Source organism: Dactylosporangium sp. NPDC005572 (assembly GCF_040605515.1).
Taxonomy (GTDB): domain Bacteria; phylum Actinomycetota; class Actinomycetes; order Mycobacteriales; family Micromonosporaceae; genus Dactylosporangium.
This window is the reverse complement of record NZ_JBEXCY010000051.1, coordinates 1-21,919: the sequence shown is the minus strand read 5'-3', so window position 1 is coordinate 21,919 and position 21,919 is coordinate 1. Positions and strand designations below refer to the sequence as shown.

Below are 21,919 nucleotides of genomic sequence, written 5' to 3'. Positions count from 1 at the left end.
AGCAGACCAATGACCACACTTCTCGCCCTGGACAAGGCATCCGGTGCCACGCTCGGCAGCGTGGCGGCGACCACGGCGGCGGATGTCGACGCCGCCGTCGAGCGAGCGGCGCAGGCACAAGCGGGGTGGGCCGCCCTGACGTACGCCGAGCGCGCCGCCGTGCTGCGCCGGGCCGCGGCCGAGCTCGGCGCGCGGGCCGCCGCGCTGCGTGAGCTCATTGTGCGGGAGACCGGCTCGATCCCCGGCAAGGCGGACTACGAGATCGGTGCCGCCACCGGCGAGCTGTACGAGGCCGCCGGCCTCGCCTCCCGGCCGGTGGCCGAGGTGCGGCCGTCGAACCACGCGGGCCGGTTCAGCCTCGCCGAGCGGGTGCCGCTGGGCGTCGTCGCCGCGATCACGCCGTGGAACTTCCCGCTCGTGCTCGGCATGCGGGTCATCGCGCCCGCGCTCGCCCTCGGCAACGCCGTGGTGCTGAAGCCGTCGCCGGAGACGCCGCTGTCCGGCGGCGCGGCGCTCGCCGAGCTGTTCGAGGCGGCCGGGCTGCCCCCGGGCGTCTTCGAGGTCGTGCAGGGCGGCGCCGAGGTCGGGGAGCGGCTCGTCGTCCACCCCGCGACCGCGATGGTCCACTTCACCGGGTCCACGGCGGTCGGGCGGTCCATCGCGGCGACGGCCGGCGGACTGCTGAAGAAGGTGTCCCTGGAGCTCGGCGGCAACAACGCGCTCGTCGTGCTCGACGACGCCGACGTCGAGCAGGCCGCGATGATCGGGGCCTGGTCGAGCTTCCACTACCAGGGCCAGACCTGCATCACGGCCGGCCGCCACGTCGTGCACGCCGCCGTCGCCGACGCCTACGTGGCGGCGCTGACGGCGCGGGCCGCCGCGATCCGGGTCGGCGACCCGCACACCGACGCGGTCGGGCTCGGTCCGATGATCAACGGGCGGCAGCACGCCCGGGCGGCGGAGCTGCTGTCGGCGGCGGTCGCGGACGGGGCGACGGTGCTGACGGGCGGGCCGGAGCCGGTGCCGTACTTCCGGCCGGCGGTCGTCACGTCGGTGCACCCGGGCATGCGGCTGTGGCGGGAGGAGATCTTCGCGCCGGTCGCCCCGGTGCTCGTGGTCGCGGACGAGGAGGAGGCGATCCGGGTCGTCAACGACACCGAGTACGGCCTCGTCAACTCCGTGGTCACCGCCGACCAGCGCCGCGGCCTCGCGGTGGCGCGCCGCCTGCGCGGCGGCATGGCGCACGTCAACGACGCCACCCCGCAGGACGAGGCGCTGGCACCGTTCGGCGGCATCGGCCAGTCGGGCCTGGGCGGCCGCTCGGGCGGCGACGACAACCTCGACGAGTTCACCCAGCGCCGCTGGCTGACCACGACCGAGGTGGCGCCCCACTACCCCTACTGAGCCGCGGCCGCAGCGGGTAGGACGGTCAGACGGCCATCTCGCCGAGCTGTGACCAGTCGTCCTGCGGGACGGTGACGTTCACGATCCGCGGGGTCTCGACGAGGTACTGCGGGAGCGTCCGCTGCGCCTCCTTGAAGTGCTCCGACGTCACGTGCGCCTCGCCGGCGTCGTCGCGGAACGCCTCCACGAGCACGTACTCGTCGGGGTCGTCGAGGCTGCGGGACCAGTCGAACCACAGGTTGCCCGGCTCCGCGCGGGTCGCCGCGGTGAACGCGGCGGTGATCGACGGCCAGGCGTCGGCGTGCTCGGGCCGGACGCGGAACTTCACGGTAATGAAAATCATGGTTATCCGATCAGCAGGAGGACGGCGACCGAGGCGCCGAGGGTGACCACGGCGGTGACGGCGCCGGTGAGGACGAAGGTGCGCCAGGAGACGGTCACGTTCTGGGCCCGGCACCGTTCGTACCACAGCAGCGTGGCGAGGGATGCCCAAGGCACGATGATCGGCCCGATGTTCGTCCCGAGGAGGAGGCCCAGCAGCTGGGTGTGGTTGGCGACCGGCACCGCCGACTCACCCGCGACGTAGGCCGGCAGGTTGTTGATGAGGTTGGACAGGCCGGCCCCGGTCGCGGCGGCGCGCACGGTGCCGGCGACGCCCGGGTCGGTGCTCATGATCGTGGTGAGCAGGTCGTCGAGGCCGAGCCGGCCGACGGCCTGCATGACCAGGAACAGGCCGGTGACGAAGCACAGCAGCCGGACCGGGATGAGCGACCAGCGCAGGCTGGCCCGGTCGCGCAGCAGGAAGCCGACGAGGACGGCGCCGGCGCAGGCGCCGGTGGTCCAGGCGAGCGGCACCCCGGCCAGGATGAGCACGACGAAGCTGACGCAGGCGACCGAGGCGAGCACGAACAGCACCCGGTCGTGCGGGCGGTGCGGGGCGGGCGGCGTGTAGCGGTCCGCCCCCCGGCGGCCGCGCCGCCAGTAGAACAGCCACAGGCAGGCCATGGTGGCCAGGATCGACGCGGCCTGGGGCAGGACCATGCGGGCCGCGAACTCGGCCGGCGTCAGGTCGATGCGGTCGCCGGCCAGGAGGTTGGTGAGGTTCGAGACCGGCAGCAGCAGGCTCGCGGTGTTCGCCAGCCAGACGGTCGTCATGGCGAGCGGCAGGGGAGGGACGCGCATCGCGCGGGCCACCGCCAGCATGACCGGGGTCAGCAGGACCGCGGTCGTGTCGAGGTTGAGGAACATCGTGGTCGCCGCGGCGAGCAGCACGCAGAGCACGAACAGCACCGCGTAGTGGCCGCGGCCGAGGATCGCGAGCCGGGCCGCGACGACGTCGAACACCTCCGCCTTCGCCGTCAGCTCGGCCAGGATCACCACGAAGCCGAGGAAGATCAGCAACTCCACGACCCGGTCCAGGGTCGCCGTCGCGTCCTTGAGGGTCAGCGGGCCGACGAGCACCGCGGCCGCCCCCAGCACGCTGACCGCGATCGCCACCCAGGTCAATGCGTCGGGCCGCCACCTGGCCGCCCGCGCGGGCCGCTGCTCGACCACCACCGAGTCGTTCACAGCGCCCAGTATCAGGGATGGGTGCACTCGATCGGTTGTCGCACCGTGATCGCGTGAACCGGTAGAGTAGGCGCCAGTCGATGGGCGACAGGGGGCACCGTGTCCACAATCGTGGCCGGAAACGAGCAACGACCTGCGATTACGGTGCTACAGCTGGCCGGGCTGCCGGAGTTCCGCAAGCCCGACGACGGCCCCGGCGAACGTCCGGACCAGGCAATGCGGATCATGCTCGGCGCCGGGCTGCCCCGGCCCGACCTCGTGGTGGTGACCGGCAACCTGGCCCGGCGCGGCCGCAAGTGGGAGTACGACCAGGCGCTGCGCTACCTCGCCGAGCTGGCCGCGCTGTTCGACCTGCCGCCGCGGCGGGTCGTGCTGGTGCCGGGCGAGGGCGACATCAACCGCGAGGCCGCCGCCTCCTACTTCCTGCAGCGCGCCGCCGAGGACGAGGAGGCCGAGCCGCCGTTCTGGCCGAAGTGGACCCAGTTCGCCGCCATGTTCGGCCGGTTCTACCACGACGTGGCCGACGTGTCGTTCGCGCCGGGCGAGCCGTGGTCGCTGTTCGAGCAGCCCGACCTGAAGGTGGTCGTCGCCGGGGTCAACTCGACGATCGCGCACAGCCACCGCGACGAGGACGCCTACGGGCTGATCGGTGAGCAGCAGGCCCAGTGGTTCGAGTCGCGGCTGCCGCGGTATGCGGGGCAGGGCTGGCTGCGCATCGGCGTGCTGCGGCACGGCCCGGCGGGCGCCGCCGGCGAGGAGCTGCGCGACGCCGAGCTGCTCGACCGGCTCGTCGCCCCGCACCTCAACCTGGTCGTGCACGGCTCGAACGGCGGGGTCCGCGCGGGCACGCCGATGCTGGCCGCCGGGCCGGGCGGCGCCGCGCTCGTGCGCATCGCCCCGGAGGGGCTGACCCGCTGGACGCCGCGCGACGGCGGCCTCGTCCGCGAGGACCTCCCGGCCGCCCTCGACGCCGTGACCGCGACGTTCCCGTCGGCCGGGCCCACGGCGGCGCCGGTCGAGACGATCCAGCCCGGCGGCCGGGCCCGGCGGGTCGAGGAGTTCGCCGACCGGGTCAAGGAGATCTGCGCGCTGCGGCACGGCGGCGCCACCATCGTGACGGTGGCCGCGACCGCGAAGGCGCCGATGTACCTGCGGGTCAGCTCGGTCGAGGACTCGTTCGTCACCCAGCGGCCGGTCGGCCTGGCCGAGAACGGCGTGACCGAGCGGATCATCGACCAGTTCGTGCAGCACGTCCACCAGGACTTCGCCGCCGCCGACCCGTATCTCGTCTCCGAGTTCGTCTACAGCGGCGCGCCCGCCGGCGAGGGGCTCGTCGCGCACGCCCGCAAGCGCGGGGTCAACCTGCGCAGCTTCGTCGAGTACCAGGGCCTGATGGACCTGCGCAGCTACCTCGCCCGCCAGACCGAGCGCCTGGAGAACAGCCGGCTCTACCCGCCGGCCACCTACGTGCCGCAGCGGTACCGGGTGATCGGCGCACCCGGCGAGATCCGCCCGGGCCTGCTGGAGCAGGTGTTCAGCTGGATGGAGACCGACGAGCAGGAGTTCGTGCTCGTCCTCGGCGACTTCGGCCTGGGCAAGACCTTCCTGCTGCAGGAGCTGGCGCGGCGGATGCCCGAGCGCCTGCCGCACCTGGTGCCGATGCTGCTGGAGCTGCGCACCCTGGAGAAGGCCCGCAGCGTCGACGAGCTCGTCGCGCAGCACCTCGCGTTCTCCGGGGAGAAGCGGATCAACCTCGACGCGTTCCGGTACATGCTGCGCAGCGGCCGGATCGTGCTCATGTTCGACGGCTTCGACGAGCTGGCCCTGCGGGTGTCGTACGACCGGGCGGCCGACCGGCTGCAGACCCTGCTCCAGGGCCTGGAGGGCCGGGCCAAGCTGGTCATCAGCAGCCGCTCGCAGCATTTCATGTCGACCCAGCAGGTGCTCACCGCGCTCGGCGAGCGCGTCGAGCGGGTCCGCAGCTCGCACCTCGTCGAGCTGGTCGACTTCACCGACGAGCAGATCCGCGAGTACCTCATCCGCCTCTTCGGCGGCGACCACCGCAAGGCCGACGCCCGCCTCGACCTGATCCGCGAGATCCGCGACCTGCTCGGCCTGTCCCGCAACCCGCGGATGCTCGGCTTCATCGCCAACCTCGACGAGGCGCGGCTGCGCCGCGTGCACGCCCGCGAGGGCAGCATCAGCTCCGCCGACCTGTACCGCGAGCTGCTCGACCACTGGTTCCGGCACGAGGACTGGCGGGCCAGCCCGCGCGGCGCCACCCCGGTCCTCACCACCGACGACCGCTGGCGGGCCGTGCGCGCCCTCGCGATGCGGCTGTGGCAGTCCGTCGAGTGGACCGTCGCCGTGTCGGAGCTGGAGGAGGAGACCGCGCAGGCGCTCGGCCCGCTCGCCGACCGCTTCCTCGACGAGGACCAGGCGGCCCAGCTCGTCGGCTCGGGCACCCTGCTCGTGCGCGACGACGACGGCCGGTTCGGCTTCGTGCACCAGTCGGTGCTGGAGTGGCTGATCGCCGCCGAGGCGGCCCGCCAGCTGCAGGGCCCCGACCGCAACCCGGCCGTGCTCGGCCACCGGCCGATCTCCGCGCTCATGGCCGACTTCTTCGCCGGGCTGGTCGGCCGCGGGCCGGCCGTCGAGTGGGCCCGGCAGGTGCTCGACAGCCTCACCGCCAGCGACGTGGCCAAGAAGAACGCGCTGCTCGTGCAGGACCGCGTCGGCGTGCAGCACGCCACCCAGGCCCGGCTGTCCGGGCAGAACCTGCGCGGCAGCCTCATCGCCGGCAACGACTTCAGCGAGGCCGACCTGGCCGGCGCCGACCTGACCTCGGCCCGGCTCGTGCAGAGCGACCTCAGCCGGGCCTCGCTGCGCGCCGCGCAGTTCGTCGGCGCCGCGCTCGACCGGGTCCGGCTGGTCGGCGCCGACCTCGCCGGCGCCGACTTCAGCGAGGCCCGCCTCGTCGCGACCGACCTCTCCGGCACCGTGCTCACCGGCAGCCGGTGGACCGGCGCGTCGCTCATCAACGTGACCGCCGACCCGGCCGCGCTGGGCGGCCCGGAGCTCGCCGAGGCCGCCGTCGCCGGCCGCGACCCGGTCCTCGTGCAGCGCCCGCCCGCGGTCGCACCGGCGCGCAGCGTGGCGTTCAGCCCGAACGGCCGGCTCGTCGCCTACGGCATGGGCCAGACCGTCGTCATCGCGGGCCCGCAGGGCGGCCGCATCCACCGCACGCTGTCCGGCCACGCCGGCGAGATCACGTCGGTCGCGTTCAGCCCCGACGGCGGCCTGCTGGCCAGCGCCGGCCTCGACGGGACCGTGCGGGTCTGGCGGACCGACGACGTGACCCTGCGCGAGACGTTCGCCGAGCCCGCCGGGCCGGTGCAGGCGGTCGCGTTCAGCCCCGACGGCACGTTGCTCGCCGCCGGCGGCGAGGACGGCAGCCTGTACCTCTGGCGGGTCGCCAACGGCGTGCTGCACCGCACCCTCGGCGCCGAGGACGCGGCCGGTCCCGGCGTCACCGCGGTCGCGTTCAGCCCCGACGGCACGCTGCTCACCGCGGCCGCCGCCGACGGCCTGGTGCGCATGTGGAGCGTCGCCGACGGCACCCGCGGCCGCACGCTGCACGTGTCGGCCCGGCCGGTGCAGGCGCTCGCGTTCAACGCCGACGGCACGCTGCTGGCCACCGGCAGCGGCGACGGCAAGGCCCGGGTGTGGCGGGTCGGCGACGGCGCGCTGCGCGACGAGATCGCCGCGCACATCCGCGTCGTGCTCGGCGTCGCGCTCAGCCCCGACGGCACGGAGCTGGCGACCTGCGGCGGCGACGGCCTGGTGCGGCTGTGGAGCGTCGCCGACGGCTCGGTCGTCGCCAGCCTGTCCGGCCACGACGACGAGGTCCTCGCCGTCGCCTACAGCCCCGACGGCGACCTGCTCGCCACCGCCGGCACCGACGGGAGCGTGCGGATCTGGACGGTGTCGTCGCACAGCGGCCGGTTCGCGTTCGGCGGCCGCCAGCACGACATCAACGACCTCTCCGGCACCCCCGACGGGCGGCTCCTCGCGGCCGGCACCGACGACGGGCGGGTCCGGCTGTGGCGGGTCGCCGGCGGCACCTCCACCGTGCTGCACCGCGACCACACCGACGGCGTGTTCGGCGTCGGGTTCAGCCCCGACGGCGCGCTCGTGGCGATCGGCGGCGCGAAGGGCACGGTACAGCTGCGGCGGCTGGCCGACGGGGAGCTGCACGCGTCACCGGCGGGCGCCCCGCACGGCGGCCCGGTCCGCAAGCTGGTCTTCAACCACGCGGGCGACCTGCTCGCCACGTCGGCGGGGGAGGGCCGCATCCGGCTCTGGCGGGTGTCCGACGCGGCCCGGGTGAACACCCTCGCCAGCCCGACCCGCACGGTCGCCGGGCTGGCGTTCACCCGCGACGACCGCACGCTGGTGGCGGCCGGCGGCGACGAGACCATCCAGCTGTGGAGCATCGACGACGGCACCTGGGGCGAGCCGCTGCTCACCGGCCGCACCCGGGTCGTGTCGGCGCTCGCCTTCAACGCCGCCGGCAGCCTCCTCGCCAGCGGCGGCAGCGACGGCACCGTCCAGCTGTGGCAGTACGCCGACCGGGCCCACGTCGCGACGCTCGCCGCGCACCGCGGCTGGGTGCACAGCGTGGCGTTCAGCCCCGACGGCACCACGTTCGCCACCGCCGGGCAGGACGAGACGGTCCGCGTGTGGCGCACGGCCGACGGCGCGCCGGTGGCCACCCTCACCGGGCACCTCGGCGCCGTCTACGACGTGGCCTACTGCGCCGGCGGCCTGCTGGCCAGCTCCGGCGCCGACGGCGTCGTCCTGCTGTGGCGGCCGCCGAGCCCGGTGCCCGCCGCCACGCTCGTGCCGTTCGACCAGGACGGCTGGGCCACGATCCTGCCGGACGGCCGCTACAAGCTCGAGGGCGAGCCCGGCGAGGCCATGTGGTGGGCGATCAAGCTCTGCCGCTACGCGCCCGGGCAGCTCGACGCGCCGGTCGACGCCGCGATCCGCCGCCTGCCGGTCGAGGCCCCGCTGCTCTGGTGACCGCTTACCGCTGGCGCGGCGTCGCCGTGCGGCCCGGGGCGACCGGTAGCGCGGGCACCGCCGGGAGCGCCCCGGCGGGCAGCGGCTGGCCGCGCCGGTAGGCGGTCAGCGTCGCGATCGTGTCCCGCAGGAACCCGACGAGCACCTTGCGCAGGTCGGCCGCCTGCCGGTCGACCGCGAAGCCCCGGTCCTCGTCGGTCTCCGCGAGCCGCTCCTGCCGCATGACAGCGCGTTCACGCTCGTCGATCGCCGGGAGGAACCGCTCCAGCAGCGTGTGCGTGCGCTCCGGCAGCTCGGCGAACGCCGCCGGCAGCAGCACCGGCGCGTGCAGGTCGACGGCCGTCTCCAGCTCGCTGGCGAGGGCCGACATCGCCTCGGCCCGCGACGCCCGGGTGCGGGCCACGGAGTGGTCGGCGAGCTGGTTGAGCCGCTTGAGCGCCTCCAGGAGCGCCTCGGTGAGCCGCGCGGCGGCGGCCAGGGACAGCTCCTCGCGCCGGTTCTCCCGGTCGGTACGCTGCGCGCGGCGGATCGCGTACAGCGCGACGAGCACGGAGAGGATCGACCCGAGGAACGCCCCGACGAACCCGTCGGCGAGCGTGTGCGGCCAGCTTTCCTGCACTGCGGTCCCCCGTCCCTGCGTACCCCTTGTATGTACGGATGCGGTTCCGGCACGCGTGATACAGATGCTGTCACAGCTCGTGCCCGCGATCCCGGTAGGCGAACGTCTCGTTCAGGTCGATGTGCCGGCACTCGCCGGTGTCGAGGTCGACCAGGATCGGCGCGTTGCCGCCGAGCTCGGCGTCGAGGTCGCCGTGGTCGAGCAGGTCGATCGAGTTGTACGGCACGACGTAGCGCCGCCCGTCCCGGAACGCCCGCTCCGGCTGGGTCCGCACCGGCATCGGCTCGCCCGGCCGCAGCCACTGCCGGTACTCCTCGGCGAGGAAGGCCGCCGCGGCCGCGGCCGCCTCCTGCTCGTCGAGGGCGCTGCGCTCGGGCCGCGGCTCGCCGGCGGTGGCGTTCCACCCGGCCGGGTCGACCCGCGCGGGCGGCGGCACGGGCGGCTCGTGGTCGAACAGGCGGCCGCGACTCGTCTCCTCGACGAAGTCGAGCACGCTGAGCCCGGTGGTGCCGGCGAGGAACGCGAGCAGGAACTCGGCGCACCCGCCGTCGAACGGGTGCAGCACCGCCCCGCCGTGCCGGTCGAACACCCCGGTCCGCCACGCGCCGGGCGGCCCGTCGGCGACCCAGCAGACGATGTAGTCGTCGCCGATGTGCGCCCAGGGGACGAGGTCGTCCGGGACAGTCTCCCGCCGGCCCTCGAACACCAGCCGCAGCAGCACCGCGAGGCCGAGCTGCGGCCGGAGCACCTGGAGGCAGCCCCGGTAGGTCCCGTCCGGCACCCGCCGCACGAGCTCCAGGAAGTCCGCCGGCAGCGGGGTCCCGAAGATGTCCTCGAGCTCCGCCACGGCTACCGGCGGCGGTGCCTCGTCCGGCTCGCCGATGACGGCGAGCAGCCGATCGACGACGTCATCGTGATCCATCGCCGTCCAGCGTTCCCCAGACCCCGGGCGCCGTCCAGTCCGGGCCGAGCCACCGCCGCCAGCCGGTCGGCGTGACGGCAAGCGGTCGGATCCGTCCCTGGGCTGAGGCCACGAGACGCGACGACGAGGGTGAGTTGGGGGAGCGCCGCGCGAGCAGGCTCGGGCTCAGGGCGGTGGTCCGCCCAGCTGTCCCCGCCGTGCACGGGAAGCGGGCGGTGAGCCTCGGTGGTCTGGCCCGCGTGAGCGCGGCCGGTGCCGCGCTCGCGCGGCATGGGGGGTGCGGGGTGGGAACCCCCCGCCTCGCGCCGGAGGCGCGAAGCTATACAGCTCAGACGCCGTTGCGGGCGATGACCTCCTTGTACCACTTCGCGCTCGCCTTGAGGGTGCGCTGCTGGGTGGTGAAGTCGACGTGGACCATGCCCCAGCGCTGGGTGTAGCCCTCGGCCCACTCGAAGTTGTCCATCAGCGACCAGACGTGGTAGCTCTCCAGCTTCACGCCCGCCGCGATCGCGCGCTGGGCGGCCGCGAAGTGGTCGCGCAGGAACGTGACGCGGTCCTGGTCGTCGAAGGCGTTCGTCGTGGCCATGCCGTTCTCGGTGATGGTCAGCGGGACGTCGCCGTAGTCGCGCTTGATGCGGATCAGCAGATCGTACAATCCATTCGGGTCGATCTCCTGCCACGTCGCCTGCGAGGTCGGGTGTTTCATCACGCGGGAGCCCGTGCCGGTGATGTGGGTCGGGCCGTAGTAGTTCACGCCCAGCAGGTCGCTCGCGGTGCCGATCACGGCCAGGTCGCCGTCGCGCATCGCCGTGCGGACCGCGGCCGGCTGGGTCGCCAGCCAGTCCTGCGGGTAGCTGCCCTTCAGGACCGGGTCGAGCCAGCGGCGGTTCTCCTCGGCGTCCGACGCCGTCGCCTGGCTGCGGGCCGCGTCCGTCTCGTCGGCGGGATAGACCGGCGACAGTGACAGGGCGGCGCCGATCCGCCCGCCGGTGCCGGCCGCGCGCAGCGCCTGCACCGCCAGGCCGTGGCCCAGCAGCAGGTGGTGGCCGACGATGTTGGCCAGCTGGCGGTCGCGCTTGCCGGGGGCGTGGATGCCGGCCGTGTACCCGACATCGACGACCGTCTTCGGCTCGTTCAGCGTCAGCCACGTCGGGTCCGCGTCGCCGAGCGCGGTGTACATCGTGTGGGCGTAGTCCGCGAACCACTGCGCGCAGTCCCGGTTCTCCCAGCCGCCCAGCTCCTGGAGGGCCTGCGGGGTGTCCCAGTGGAACAGCGTGACGACCGGCGCGATGCCGCGCTCGCGCAGGCCGTCGACGAGCCGGCGGTAGAAGTCCAGGCCCTTCTGGTTGACCACACCGCGCCCGGTCGGCAGCACCCGCGACCAGGAGACCGAGAAGCGGTACGAGCGCAGGCCGAGGTCTCGCATCAGGTCCAGGTCGGCCGTGAGCCGGTGGTAGTGGTCGGCGGCGACGTCGCCGGTGTCCCCGTTGCGGGTCCGGCCCGCCTCGTGGCTGAAGACGTCCCACACCGACGGGCCCCGGCCGTCGTCGGTCGCGGCGCCCTCGATCTGGTACGCCGACGTGGACGCGCCCCAGCCGAAGCCCGGCGGAAAGGTGGTGGCGGCGCTGGAAGCGTCCGAGGCCGGCTGGGCGGTGGCGCCGGTGCGGGCGCAGCCGGCCAGCGCGCCTAGCCCGGCCAGGGTGAGCAGAGAACGCCGTCGCATGGCGGCGAACCTAGCGCGGTTTTCCCGGTACGCCCAGAATTCCCCCGAAATGGCGAGGTGTCACGTGCGGCGGACGAGATAGCGGACGCTGTACCACAGGCTGGCGAATCCGACGACGTTGCTGATCGCCAGCAGGCGGGCGAGCGCGTCGCTGTCGACCGGCTGGGACAGCAGGAACGCGACGCCGAGCACGATGGCGAAGTAGACGGTGTTCAGCAGCGCGGCGGCGCCGGCCCGGCCGATCTGCTCGAGGTACGTGAGGATGGCGAGGGTGGCGCCGAAGAGCGCGAACGTGGGGGCGAGCCACTGCAGGTAGTCGGCGGCGACCGCGGCGATCTCGCGGTCGGAGGTCAGCAGCCGCGCGATCGGGTCGCGCAGCAGGAAGCTGACCGCGCCGACCGCCAGGTAGACGAGCATCGCGATGCGCGCCGTGACCACCAGCCCGCGCTCGTTGAGCTCCCGGCGCTGCTCCCCGGGGCGCAGGTTGACGGCGATCGCCGCGCCGGAGCCGGCGGCGAAGGCGCCGACCATGAGGAACGAGGTCGCCATCTGGCCGAGGCTGAAGCCGGCGATGTCGACGTCGCCGGCGTCGCGCAGCACCCGCAGGTAGCCGAAGGTGACCACCGACAGCAGCAGGAACGTGGCGGCGACCGGTGCGGCCAGGGTCCAGGCGGCGCGCAGCGCCGCGCGGTCCAGGCGCCAGCCCGGCGCGCGCAGGTCGCACCGGCGCAGCACGAGGACCGACGCGACGCCGATGACGACCGTGCCGAGCAGGCCGCCGACCGGGACGCTGAGCGCGCCGAGGTCGGTGAACTCGTTGCACAGCAGCATGCCCACGATGGACAGCACGGCGAACGGGACGCCCAGCGCGGTCGACAGGCCGGGCCGGCCGACGCCGCGCAGGGCCGCGCCGCACAGGTACGGCACGAGGCCGAGGATCGACGCGGCGGTGACGGCGACGACGAACTCGACGACCGGGCGCCGCTGCTCCTGGGTGACCTCCAGGACGGCCAGGAACGGGTCGGCGAACGCGACGAAGACCAGCGTGGTCACCGCGAGGAAGCCGCCGCCGACCGCGACGAACGTCGGCAGGTGCCGCAGCGCGTCCTCGCGCCGCCCGGTGCGGGTCGCGATGCCGGCCGACACCTGGGCCGCCACCACCAGGCCCTCGACGATCGCGGTCGTGATGAACCCGACCGGCGTGTAGATCGAGCGGACGTACAGCGCCTCCCGTCCGAGCCAGCCGAGGAACGCCATCGTCCACACCTGCAGGACGATCCCGGCGGCCATGCCGAAGAGGATCGACAGTGCGAACCGGATCGCCGTGCGCAGTAGCGTCGGCTCCGCGGGTGCGGCGGTCCCGGTGTCGGTCGTGACCGTGCTGGACTCGGGTGTCGATGTCATCGCGAAAACTCCGGCCTGGTGAGGAAAAAGCGCACGCGGCAGCCGCGACAGCATTGGTGAATTGGCTTCCGGCGACGCCGTGCGGGCGAGCCTAACAACATTTTCCGGCAGATTTCCAGGCGTCCGCGCAGGACCGCACCGGTGCCCTGCCCGCTTGGGTATGGCAAGAGTCGGCGTTTCCATGGCGGCCCGCACGAGACAGACTCGGGTCAATTGCCGAAGGAGTGAGGAATGCCAATCGTTCCCAGCCTCCGGGAGGGGCGGCTGACCGGACCACGGGGCCCGCAGACCGCGTTTCTGCAGGAGTTCCTCGCCGTCTGGGGGTTCCGGGTGGTGCTGGCCGGCTTCCGGCTCGGCGTCCTCGACGCGCTGCGGCAGGAGCCGGTGGACAGCGCCGCGCTCGCCGGCCGGCTCGGACTCGACCCGCGCGGCACCGGCTTCCTGCTCGACGCGCTCGACGTGCTCGGGTACGTCGAGGCCGGGCCGGGTGGGCGCTACCGGGCCACCGGGCGGGCGGCCGCGCTGGTCGACATGGTAGGGATGGGACTGCCGTACTTCGAGAAGATCGTCTTCACCGACTGGCAGACCCTGGAGGACCGCCTCCGCGGCGAGTCCGGCCTGCCGTTCGAGGTCGACGAGCCGCGCACCCCGCGGTGGCTGGCCAAGGAGTGGCGGTTGTTCCAGGACGGCATGGTCGCGCTGGCCAACCTCAACCTCGACGAGGTGCTGCGCCGGGTCGCCGTCCCCGCGGGCGAACAGCACCTGCTCGACATCGGCGGCGGGCACGGCCTGTACAGCATCGAGTTCTGCAAGCGCCACCCGCGGCTCACCGCGACCGTGTTCGAGATCCCGTCGATGGAGCGCATCGCCCGCAGTACCATCGCCGAACACGGGCTGGCGGAGCGCATCTCGTTCCGGGCCGGCGACTTCTTCACCGACGACCTCGGCAGTGCCTCGATCATCCTGCTGTTCAACGTCATCCACTCCAAGAGCGAGGCGCAGAACGTCAAGCTGATCGAGCGCGCCGCGAGCGCGACCGAGCGGGGCGGCCAGGTCGTGCTGCTCGACCAGTTCCCCGACCGGCGGCTCGGCGGCGTCGGCCGCGCGTTCGGCTCGTTCATGGCGCTGAGCATGTTCAACGCGCTCGGGCAGCAGACCTACCACCTCGACCAGGTCGCCGGTTGGTTCCGCGCCGCCGGCCTGACCCGGGTGCGGACCGTCCCGCTGCGCAGTGCCCCCGGCAACGGGCTCGTCCTCGGCCGCCGCCGATGACCTCGGACGAGAGCGTCGCCGTCGTCGTCGAGCGGATCAACCGTGTCCCCGACCGGTTCCGCGCCTACACCGAGCCGCAGGAGCGGGCCACCCGCTTCTACCGCATCCCGCCGGAGCTGCTGACCGGCCTGCTCGACCACGGCCTGCCGCACGCCCGCGACGGCGACCGGCTGTTGTTCGACCGGCGCGACCTCAAGAACGTCGTGCTGCGCCTGTCGGTCCGCTCGCCCCAGCACACCGCGCTGCGGTCGATGGCCGAGGCTCTGGAGCACGGCAGCCGGCACGCGGTCGTCCGGCGCACCCTCAACGTGACGGCCGGCTGCCCGGCGCCCGGCCACGAGGGCGACTGCGACGTCACCCTCGCCGCGCCCGTCCGCGCCGCCGCCCGGGAGGTCACGCGGATGGCCGGCGGGCACTACCAGATCGCGGTCGAGGTGCCGGGCGGCCCGGCCGAACTGCTGGACTTCGGCCCCGCGCACTGGCAGCTCGTCGAGGCGGCCGCGGCGCTGGAGTTCCACCGCGTTCCCTACCACGTGATCGCCGACGTGGGCTTCACCGCGGAGACCGGGCTGGCCGACTGCCGGTCCGCGACCCGGTACCTCGTGCACGTCGGCCGCCGCCTCGGACTGGACGTGCGGCCGGCGGCCGGGATCCACCTCTCCCGGCCGTTCGCCAACACCCACTGCTGGCTGGAGCTGCGCATCGGCGGCGAGTGGCGGACCGCCGACCCGTTCTTCAACCTGGTCCTCGGCCGGTGGGGCATCGTGGACGGCGCCGCCTGGCCGGCCAACCGGGTGCCCAAGGGTGCGTTCTGGCGCCTCACCGAGCTGCTCGAACCGGTCATGCACCACGGCGACACCATCCTCCGCCCGTCGCTGCTCGTCCGTTGAGGGAGTGCACCGTGCTGGATCCGGGGCTCGGCCCGAAGGCCTGTGCCGCCGCCCGCGCCGGCGGCCCCGAGGCCGCGGTGCGGGTGCTCTACTCGGGCTTCGACGGCCCGACCCTGGTCCGCGGCCCGCGCGGCCACGGGATCGCCGCCATCCGGGCCGTCGACCCGGCGGCCCGCGTCTGGCCGTCCGGGGACGCCGCCCGCCTGCGGCTCTGCGCCCGTCAACCGGCGGCGCTCGACGGCACCGGGCTGCGCGCCTTCGCCAGCGTCGACCCGGTCGACGACGGCGAGCCGCCCGGGGAGTGGCAGCTCGCGCTCGCCTGGCTGCGGCTCGGCCTGTCGACCAGGCTGGCGGCGGCGGTCGTGACCTACCTCGACGGCCGCACCGTCGGCGGGCAGCCGCAGCTGCAGCTGCAGCTCATCAAGGGCGCCCTGGCCGACATCGCCGTCGCCCACCTCGACGTGCACACGGCGCTCGGCGAGCCGGCACTCACCGCGGACGAGCTCGGCGACGTGCACGAGCAGCTCACCGACGCCGACCGCGCCGCGCTGCTGCTGCTCGGCGCGGCCGGTTTCGTCGCCGACGGGCCCGGCGTCCTCGCGCACGTCTCCGAGCTGCTGGCCGACGCGTACGTCCGGAGCACCCGGTGAACCGGCTGGCGGTGCTGCGCGCGCAGACCCGGGAGTGGGCCGCCGAGCTGCGCCCGCACGCGCTGGAAGTGGACCGCGACCCCGACGCCGTCGTGCGGCACCTCGGGCTGCCGGCGCTGTCGCGGGTGGCCCGCCTGCAGATCCCCCCGCAGTACAACCCGGATCCCCTCGTGCTCGACGGGCACAGGTTCTACCTGGACAGCGCCGCCGAGCGGGTGGTGTTCCTGGAGGAGCTGGCGTGGGGCGACCTCGGCCTGACCCTCGCCGCACCGGGCGGCGCGATGGCCGGCGTGCTCGTCGGCGCGCTCGGCAGCCCGGCGCAGCAGGACTGGTTCTTCGACCGGCTGCTGTCCGGCCCCGGCGGTCCGGCCTGGACGTGCTTCGCGCTCACCGAGGCCGGCCGCGGCTCCGACGCCACCGGGATGCGCACGACCCTGACCACCCGCGGCGACGGCACGCTCGTGCTCGACGGCGGGAAGCGGTACGTCGGCAACGCCGTGCGGGCCCGGCTCGGGGTGACGTTCGCCCGCACCGGCACCGGCCCGCTCGGCTTCGCCGCCGTGCTCATCGAACCCGGAGGGCCCGGAGGCCCCGGAGTGGCCGGAAACTCCGGAGAGCCAGGAAGCCCCGGAGAGCCAGGAAGCCCCGGCATGCGCGGCATCACGGCCGAGCCGGTGCCGACCATCGGCCTGCGCGGCGCCCAGCTCGGCGCGCTGACCTACGACGGCGTCGAGGTACCGCCGGAGCGGGTGCTCGGCCGGCACCTGCCGGCGAGCCGGCGCGGGATGTGGGGCTGGGTGCGCACGTTCAACCTGCTGCGGCCGTCGGTCGCCGCGATGGGCCTGGGCATCGCCCGGGCCGCCTACGAGTACATCCTCGACCACCGGCCGGCGGACGAGCGGCTGGACCGCATCGGGCGGCGGATCGCCGCGGTGCGGCGGCTGACCGCGCGGGCCGCGGAGGCGGTGGACCGCGACCCGGGCGACGGGCACCTCGCGTCGGCGGCCAAGGTCCGCGCGGCCCGGCTCGTCGAGGACGTGACCCGGGAGTGCCTCGACCGGCTCGGCCCCGGCGCGGTGTTCGACCACCCGCTGCTGGAGAAGCTGGCCCGGGACGCCCGGGGCATCGAGTTCATGGAGGGCGCCGGCAACGTGCAGCGGCTCGCCGTCTTCGGCGCCCTCCAACGCGGTCAGCTGGCGCTCGAGCCGGCCTGAACGCCGAGGAGCCGGGCCGCGCCGTCCAGGGTCAGGTCCGGGTCCCCGCTCGCGGCGACCAGCACCGCGTCGACGTCCCGGACGAAGGTCTCGGCGCCGCCCGGGCGCAGCACGCCCCGGTCGGCGGTGAGCAGCCACCGGGTCACGGCGGGGGACAGCTCCAGCACCCGGAAGAACATCCGGTGCCCGACCTGGCCGTCGTGCTTGTCGATGCGGTGGCACTCGCGCCCGGCCGGCGCCTGGATCGGGCCGTCGTGGCTGGTGACGGTCGCCGCCGCGCCGTTGTCGTTGTAGAACCAGCCCATCGGCTGTGCGCCGCCCCGCTCGGCGGCGACGCGGGCCAGCATTGCGTCCTGCTCGTCCTGGTCGTACTCGCAGTGCGCGTATGCGCGAACCGCGCTCTGCGCCGCCCGACCCAGGAACTCGGCGTAGCTGCCGGCGTCCCAGTCGGGACGGAACAGCGCGTTCTGGTTGAACGCCGAGACCAGCCGGCGCGACGCCGGCCGGAACCGGGTCGCCGTCACCGTCCACAGTGCACTGTCCCGGGCGCCGGTGTGCAGGCCGATGACGAGGGCCACCGTCGCCTGCAGGCACAGCGCCGGGGTCACCTTCGCACGCTCGGCGACGGCGGCGATCGCGCGGGCCGCCTCGGGCGACGTGTAGACGACGCTGTCGTAGTCGTCGGCGACCGGCGCCGGCGCGAAGTACAGCGGCGGCAGCGTGCGCAGATGGCCGGCCCAGTACTCCAGCGACGCCGCCTGCCGGCGCCGCCCGCGCTCGGAGCGCTCGTACAGCGCGCGGTCGATCGGCTGCTCGCCGACCGGCGGGAGCTCGCCGCCGTCGAGCGCCGCCACGAGCTCCTCGACGACGATCGCCAGGCTCCAGCCGTCGAGGGCGAGGTGCGACAGGGCGAGTACCAGGTCGGTGGGCGCGTCGCCGGCGGCGAGCACCGCGGCGCGCACCGGGCGCGGGTCGCCGGGCGGGAACGGCACGGCCCGCATCGCGTCGCGCAGGCGGAGCGCCTGCCCGGGGTCGGCCGGGTCCGCCGCGACGACGTCGAGCGGGATACGCAGGGTGGGCGGCACCTGCTGTACCGGAGAACCCTCCGCGTCGGCGAGGAAGCGGGTCCGCAGTGCCTCGTGGCGGCCCAGCACCAGGCGCAGCGCGCCGAGCAGCCGGTCCCAGGTGGTGCCGGGCGGCACCGGCAGGTGCGTGGCCATGTTCGTCGACACGTCGTCCGGGGGCAGGTCGCGCAGGATGTTCCACATGATCCGCTGCCCCACGGCGAGGGGGCCGCTGCGGCTCGTGCCGTCGCCGTACTCCAGCACGGTGTCCTCCTTCAGCAGGGTGGGTGGCCGATCGGCGGGACCAGCCGCGCGGCGGCCAGGGTGGTCAGGTCGCCGAACCGGGGGCCGCTGAACGCCACGCCGATCGGCAGGCCGCGGCTGTCGAGGGCGGCCGGGACGACGGTCGTCGGCAGGTGGCACACCCCGGTGAGGGTGGCCCAGGCGACCTGGTCCCAGTAGGGCCGCTCGGCGCCGCCGACGAGCACGCGCCGCTCGGCGAACGGGCGGCCGTCGTGGACGATCGCGAGGTTCGGGGTGACCGGCGTGAGGATCGCGTCGTACCGCGCGAAGAACCGCTCCCAGCGGGCGGCGAGCCGCCAGCGGGCCACGTCGGCGTCGTACCAGTCGGCGTACGACTGGCCGGCGTGCGCCCCGCCGAGCGCGGCGCGGTCGTGGTCGCCCCGCAGCGGCACCCCCACGCCGGCGAGCAGCCGGTCCGCGATCCGGGACGCGTCGGCCAGCCGCACGCCGGGCGGCGCGTCCTCCTCGACCGTGACCCCCTCCTTGCCGAGGCGCTCGGCGACGTCGTGCAGGACGGCGACGATCTCGGGATCCGTCGGTACCGCGGGGTCGCCGGTCCACAGCGCGATCCGCCGGACCGGCCGGGCGGGCGGCAGGTCGAGCCGCCAGGGCGAGCCGTCCCGGCCGCCGGGCCCGCTGAGGACCCCGAGCATCAGCTCCAGGTCGTCGACCGTGCGGGCGAGCGGCCCGACGACCACCACGTCCGGGGTCGTCGGGTGGTACGGCGGCAGGTGGCCGTCGAGCGGCACGATGCCGTAGGTCGGCTTGTGCCCGGCGACGCCGCAGTACCCGGCCGGGATGCGGATCGAGCCGGCCACGTCGGAGCCGACCTCGACCGGGGTGAGGCCCGCGGCCACCGCGCCCGCGCCGCCGCCGGACGAGCCGCCGGTGCTGTACGCCGGGTCCCACGGGTTGCGGGACACGCCGTAGACGCTGCGGGCCTGGATGTCGGCGCAGTGCTCGGGCAGGTTCGTCTTGCCGAACACGATCGCCCCGGCGCGGCGCAGCGCGGTCACCGCGCGGGCGTCGGCCGCCGGGACGTGGTCGCGGCGCAGCGCGCTGCCCGCGGTGGTCCGCAGGCCGGCGGTGGCCAGGCTGTCCTTGACGGTCAGCGCGACCCCGTGCAGCGGGCCGAGCGGCTCGCCACGGGCCACCGCCCGGTCGGCGGCGCGGGCCCGGTCCCGGGCGGTGTCGTCGACGGTGACCAGCAGCTCCAGGCCGGGGTCGAGCCGCGCGACCCGGTCGAGCAGCAGGTCGAGGTACTCGGCCGCGGACAGCTCGCCGCCCGCGATCGCCGCCGCGACCCGGCCCGCCGGCCACCAGTGCGCAGCGGTCACCCCGCGGCGAGCGCCGCGCGGTGCCGCGTGACCGCGTCGCCGAGCGCCTGCGGGGTCGCGTCCTCGAACAGCACCAGCAGCAGCGCCGCCCCGAGGTTCTCGTCGGGTGTCCCGTCCTGCGCCGGGAAGGCGGCGGACAGGCGCGCGATGAGCTCCACCGCGCGCAGCGAGTCGCCGCCGCGGATGAAGAAGTCGTCGGCAGGTTCCAGCGGCGGTGCCGACAACAGCTCACCCATCGTCCGGGCGACGACGTCGGTCTCAGTCATGGGTCCCAATCTGTCGGCCCGGCCCGCGGGCCGGGATCGGCGAGCGGCCGCCCGGACGAGATGCCCGGTTGGCCATGTCCGGAAGGACCGATGCCGCTGCGCGGGCGGCGTCGATACCGTCGGCCAGGTGACCAATGCCCGAGCCGTCGGTGGCGTCGCCGACACCGCGCTGTGGACCGCCGCCGCCCGTGCCCGCGAGAGCCGGCGCGCGGACCGGCTGTTCTCCGACCCGTTCGCCGAGGTGCTCGCGGGACCCACCGGCGTGGCGCTGCTCCAGCACTTCCACACCGAGCACGCGGCCGACGACGGCAACCCGTTCCTGCCGATCCGCACCCGCTGGTTCGACGACACCGTCGTCGCGGCGGTCGCCGCGCCGGGCGGGCCCCGGCAGGTCGTCGGGATCGGTGCCGGGCTCGACAGCCGCGCGTTCCGGCTCGCCTGGCCGGCCGGCACCGTGCTGTTCGAGCTCGACCAGCCGGCCCTGCTCGACTACAAGGCCGACCGGCTGGCCCCGCTCGCGCCCGAGCCGCGCTGCGAGCGGCGGGTGGTGCCGGCGAACCTCGGCGGCGGCTGGACCGGCGCGCTGCGCGACGCCGGCTTCGACCCGGCTCGGCCCACGCTGTGGTTCGCCGAGGGCGTGCTCTTCTACCTGCCCGAGGCCCTCGCCGCCGAGGTGGTCCGGGCCATGGCCGCGCTGTCCGCGCCGGGCAGCCGGCTCGCCGCCGACCTGGTCGGCCTCGGCGTGTTCCGGCTGCCGTACACCCGCCCGTTCCTGCGCAAGCTGGCCGACGCCGGCAGCCCGTGGCAGTTCGGCACCGACGACCCGGCCGGGTTCGTCCGCGCCAACGGCTGGGCGGACGTGACGGTCCTCGAGCCGGGCCGGCCGGACGCCGACTTCGGGCGCTGGCCGGCCGGCGCCAACCCGGTCAACCTTCCGGGGCTGCCGCGGAGCTTCCTGGTGTCCGCCGTTCGTGGCACACCGTGATGCGGGTGTACTCCAGCAGGCCCCAGTAGCCGTACTCCACGCCGAGGCCGGACGAGCGGTGCCCGCCGAACGGGACGTCGGCCCGCAGCTCGCCGTGGGTGTTGACCCAGGCGGTACCGCACTCGAGCCGCCCGGCGACCGCCCGCGCCTCGTCCGGGTCGCCCCACACCGACCCGCCCAGGCCGTAGCGCGTCCCGTTGGCGCGGCGCACGGCCTCCTCGACGCCGTCGACCGCGATCACCGGGATGACCGGGCCGAACTGCTCCTCCAGCTCCAGCTCGGTCCCGGGCGGCAGGTCGCCGACGACCGTCGGGGCGTAGAAGCTGCCCGGCCGGTCGAGCGCGGCGCCGCCGGTGAGCACCCGCGCGCCGGCCGCCGACGCCTGCGCCACCATGCGGGCCACGGTGTCGCGCTGGGCCGGCACGGTCAGCGGGCCAAGCTCCGACGCCGGGTCGAGCCCGTCGCCGACGACCGCCTTCGCCGCCAGCTCGGCCAGCGCCCCGGCCAGTGCTGAGGCCTGCTCCCGGTGGGCGTAGACGCGCTTGATGGCGGCACAGAACTGGCCGGTGTTGCGCATCGCGGCCGCGTACACGGCCGGCGCGACCGCGTCGAGGTCGGCGCCGGGCAGGACCACGCAGGCGTCGTTGCCGCCGAGCTCCAGCACGACGCGGGCGAGCCGGGGCGCGACGGCGGCGGCGATCGCCCGGCCGGTCTCGACCGAGCCGGTGAACGACACCAGGCGGATCCGCGGGTCCGCGGTGAGGGCCGGTCCCAGGGCGGGGCCGCCGGTGAGCACGGTGAGGACGCCGGCCGGCAGGACGCCGCCGAGGATCTCCCCGAGGTACCGCGTGGTCAGCGGCGTGACGGGGGAGGGTTTCAGCACGACGGTGTTCCCGGCCAGCAGTGCCGGGGCGACCTTCGTGACCGCGAGGATGACCGGGAAGTTGTTCGGGGCGATAGCGGCGACCGGCCCGTGCGGCATCCGAGCGACGGTCACGTGGACCGGACCGTCCTCGACGATCTCCGGGTCGAGCGTGAGGTCCGCCGTCAGGTCGAACCAGTCGACGGCGAGGCCGACCTCCGCCGCGGCCTGCACGAGCGGCTTGCCCTGCTCGCGGGTCAGCAGCCGGGCCAGGTCGCCGGCGTGCGGCCGCAGGGCCGCGGCGCACTCGCGCAGCAGCGCGGCCCGTTCGGCGTGCGGCCGGGCGGCCC

The 21,919-nt window shown here is 74.9% G+C and carries 17 protein-coding genes; 7 read left to right on the top strand and 10 right to left on the bottom strand.

Features of this window, described 5'->3' with window-relative positions:
- Window positions 1-9 precede the first annotated feature (9 nt).
- Window positions 10-1,404 (top strand): aldehyde dehydrogenase family protein, encoded by a 1,395-nt coding sequence (locus ABZS66_RS24295; RefSeq protein WP_354761265.1) that lies wholly within the window; start codon window positions 10-12, stop codon window positions 1,402-1,404.
- Between the two features lie 25 nt (window positions 1,405-1,429).
- On the opposite strand, the gene ABZS66_RS24290 is transcribed toward ABZS66_RS24295, so the two are convergent.
- The gene (locus ABZS66_RS24290) at window positions 1,430-1,747 is read right to left on the bottom strand and encodes a putative quinol monooxygenase (protein WP_354761263.1); all 318 of its coding nucleotides are present in this window, start codon (window positions 1,745-1,747) and stop codon (window positions 1,430-1,432) included.
- Between the two features lie 2 nt (window positions 1,748-1,749).
- Window positions 1,750-2,973, bottom strand: coding sequence for an SLC13 family permease (locus ABZS66_RS24285; protein WP_354761261.1), 1,224 nt, complete (start codon window positions 2,971-2,973; stop codon window positions 1,750-1,752).
- 99 nt (window positions 2,974-3,072) lie between these two features.
- Between ABZS66_RS24285 and ABZS66_RS24280 the strand changes: the two genes are divergently transcribed.
- On the top strand, window positions 3,073-8,058 hold the full coding sequence (locus tag ABZS66_RS24280) for a pentapeptide repeat-containing protein (RefSeq protein ID WP_354761259.1): 4,986 nt from the start codon (window positions 3,073-3,075) through the stop codon (window positions 8,056-8,058).
- Window positions 8,059-8,062: 4 nt separating this feature from the next.
- Here the strand turns inward: ABZS66_RS24280 and ABZS66_RS24275 are convergent, their stop codons facing one another.
- From ABZS66_RS24275 to ABZS66_RS24260, 4 genes are all read right to left on the bottom strand, one after another.
- Window positions 8,063-8,677 (bottom strand): hypothetical protein, encoded by a 615-nt coding sequence (locus ABZS66_RS24275; RefSeq protein ID WP_354761258.1) that lies wholly within the window; start codon window positions 8,675-8,677, stop codon window positions 8,063-8,065.
- A gap of 70 nt (window positions 8,678-8,747) precedes the next feature.
- Window positions 8,748-9,599 (bottom strand): YrhB domain-containing protein, encoded by an 852-nt coding sequence (locus tag ABZS66_RS24270; RefSeq protein ID WP_354761256.1) that lies wholly within the window; start codon window positions 9,597-9,599, stop codon window positions 8,748-8,750.
- 328 nt (window positions 9,600-9,927) lie between these two features.
- Window positions 9,928-11,322, bottom strand: coding sequence for a GH1 family beta-glucosidase (locus ABZS66_RS24265; protein ID WP_354761254.1), 1,395 nt, complete (start codon window positions 11,320-11,322; stop codon window positions 9,928-9,930).
- A 60-nt stretch (window positions 11,323-11,382) separates the two neighbouring features.
- Complete coding sequence (locus tag ABZS66_RS24260) at window positions 11,383-12,726, bottom strand: MATE family efflux transporter (RefSeq protein ID WP_354761252.1); 1,344 nt, start codon at window positions 12,724-12,726, stop codon at window positions 11,383-11,385.
- 231 nt (window positions 12,727-12,957) lie between these two features.
- On the opposite strand from ABZS66_RS24260, the gene ABZS66_RS24255 reads away from it, so the two are divergent.
- Genes ABZS66_RS24255 through ABZS66_RS24240 form a run of 4 tightly spaced genes read left to right on the top strand, consistent with a single transcriptional unit; the run spans window position 12,958 to window position 16,752 of the window.
- Window positions 12,958-13,998, top strand: coding sequence for a methyltransferase (locus tag ABZS66_RS24255; RefSeq protein ID WP_354761250.1), 1,041 nt, complete (start codon window positions 12,958-12,960; stop codon window positions 13,996-13,998).
- Entirely contained in the window at window positions 13,995-14,888 is an 894-nt protein-coding gene (locus ABZS66_RS24250) for a transglutaminase domain-containing protein (RefSeq protein WP_354761248.1), read from the top strand. The genes ABZS66_RS24255 and ABZS66_RS24250 overlap by 4 nt, the downstream gene beginning before the upstream one ends.
- Before the next feature lie 11 nt (window positions 14,889-14,899).
- Window positions 14,900-15,538, top strand: coding sequence for a hypothetical protein (locus ABZS66_RS24245; protein ID WP_354761246.1), 639 nt, complete (start codon window positions 14,900-14,902; stop codon window positions 15,536-15,538).
- Window positions 15,535-16,752 (top strand): acyl-CoA dehydrogenase family protein, encoded by a 1,218-nt coding sequence (locus ABZS66_RS24240; RefSeq protein ID WP_354761244.1) that lies wholly within the window; start codon window positions 15,535-15,537, stop codon window positions 16,750-16,752. The genes ABZS66_RS24245 and ABZS66_RS24240 overlap by 4 nt, the downstream gene beginning before the upstream one ends.
- Here the strand turns inward: ABZS66_RS24240 and ABZS66_RS24235 are convergent.
- From ABZS66_RS24235 to ABZS66_RS24225, 3 genes are read right to left on the bottom strand one after another with little or no spacing between them, the layout of a single operon-like run.
- On the bottom strand, window positions 16,728-18,080 hold the full coding sequence (locus ABZS66_RS24235; protein WP_354761242.1) for a condensation domain-containing protein: 1,353 nt from the start codon (window positions 18,078-18,080) through the stop codon (window positions 16,728-16,730). The two genes, ABZS66_RS24240 and ABZS66_RS24235, sit on opposite strands and share 25 nt — an antisense overlap.
- An 11-nt stretch (window positions 18,081-18,091) precedes the next feature.
- Window positions 18,092-19,456, bottom strand: a complete 1,365-nt coding sequence (locus ABZS66_RS24230; RefSeq protein ID WP_354761240.1) for an amidase family protein — start codon at window positions 19,454-19,456, stop codon at window positions 18,092-18,094.
- Window positions 19,453-19,722, bottom strand: coding sequence for a phosphopantetheine-binding protein (locus ABZS66_RS24225; RefSeq protein WP_354761239.1), 270 nt, complete (start codon window positions 19,720-19,722; stop codon window positions 19,453-19,455). The genes ABZS66_RS24230 and ABZS66_RS24225 overlap by 4 nt, the downstream gene beginning before the upstream one ends.
- A gap of 127 nt (window positions 19,723-19,849) precedes the next feature.
- Here ABZS66_RS24225 and ABZS66_RS24220 point away from each other — a divergent pair, with 127 nt between their 5' ends.
- Entirely contained in the window at window positions 19,850-20,707 is an 858-nt protein-coding gene (locus ABZS66_RS24220) for an SAM-dependent methyltransferase (protein WP_354761237.1), read from the top strand.
- Here the strand turns inward: ABZS66_RS24220 and ABZS66_RS24215 are convergent.
- A partial coding sequence (locus ABZS66_RS24215) for an aldehyde dehydrogenase family protein (protein ID WP_354761235.1) occupies window positions 20,649-21,919 on the bottom strand: 1,271 nt, incomplete at its 5' end. The two genes, ABZS66_RS24220 and ABZS66_RS24215, sit on opposite strands and share 59 nt — an antisense overlap.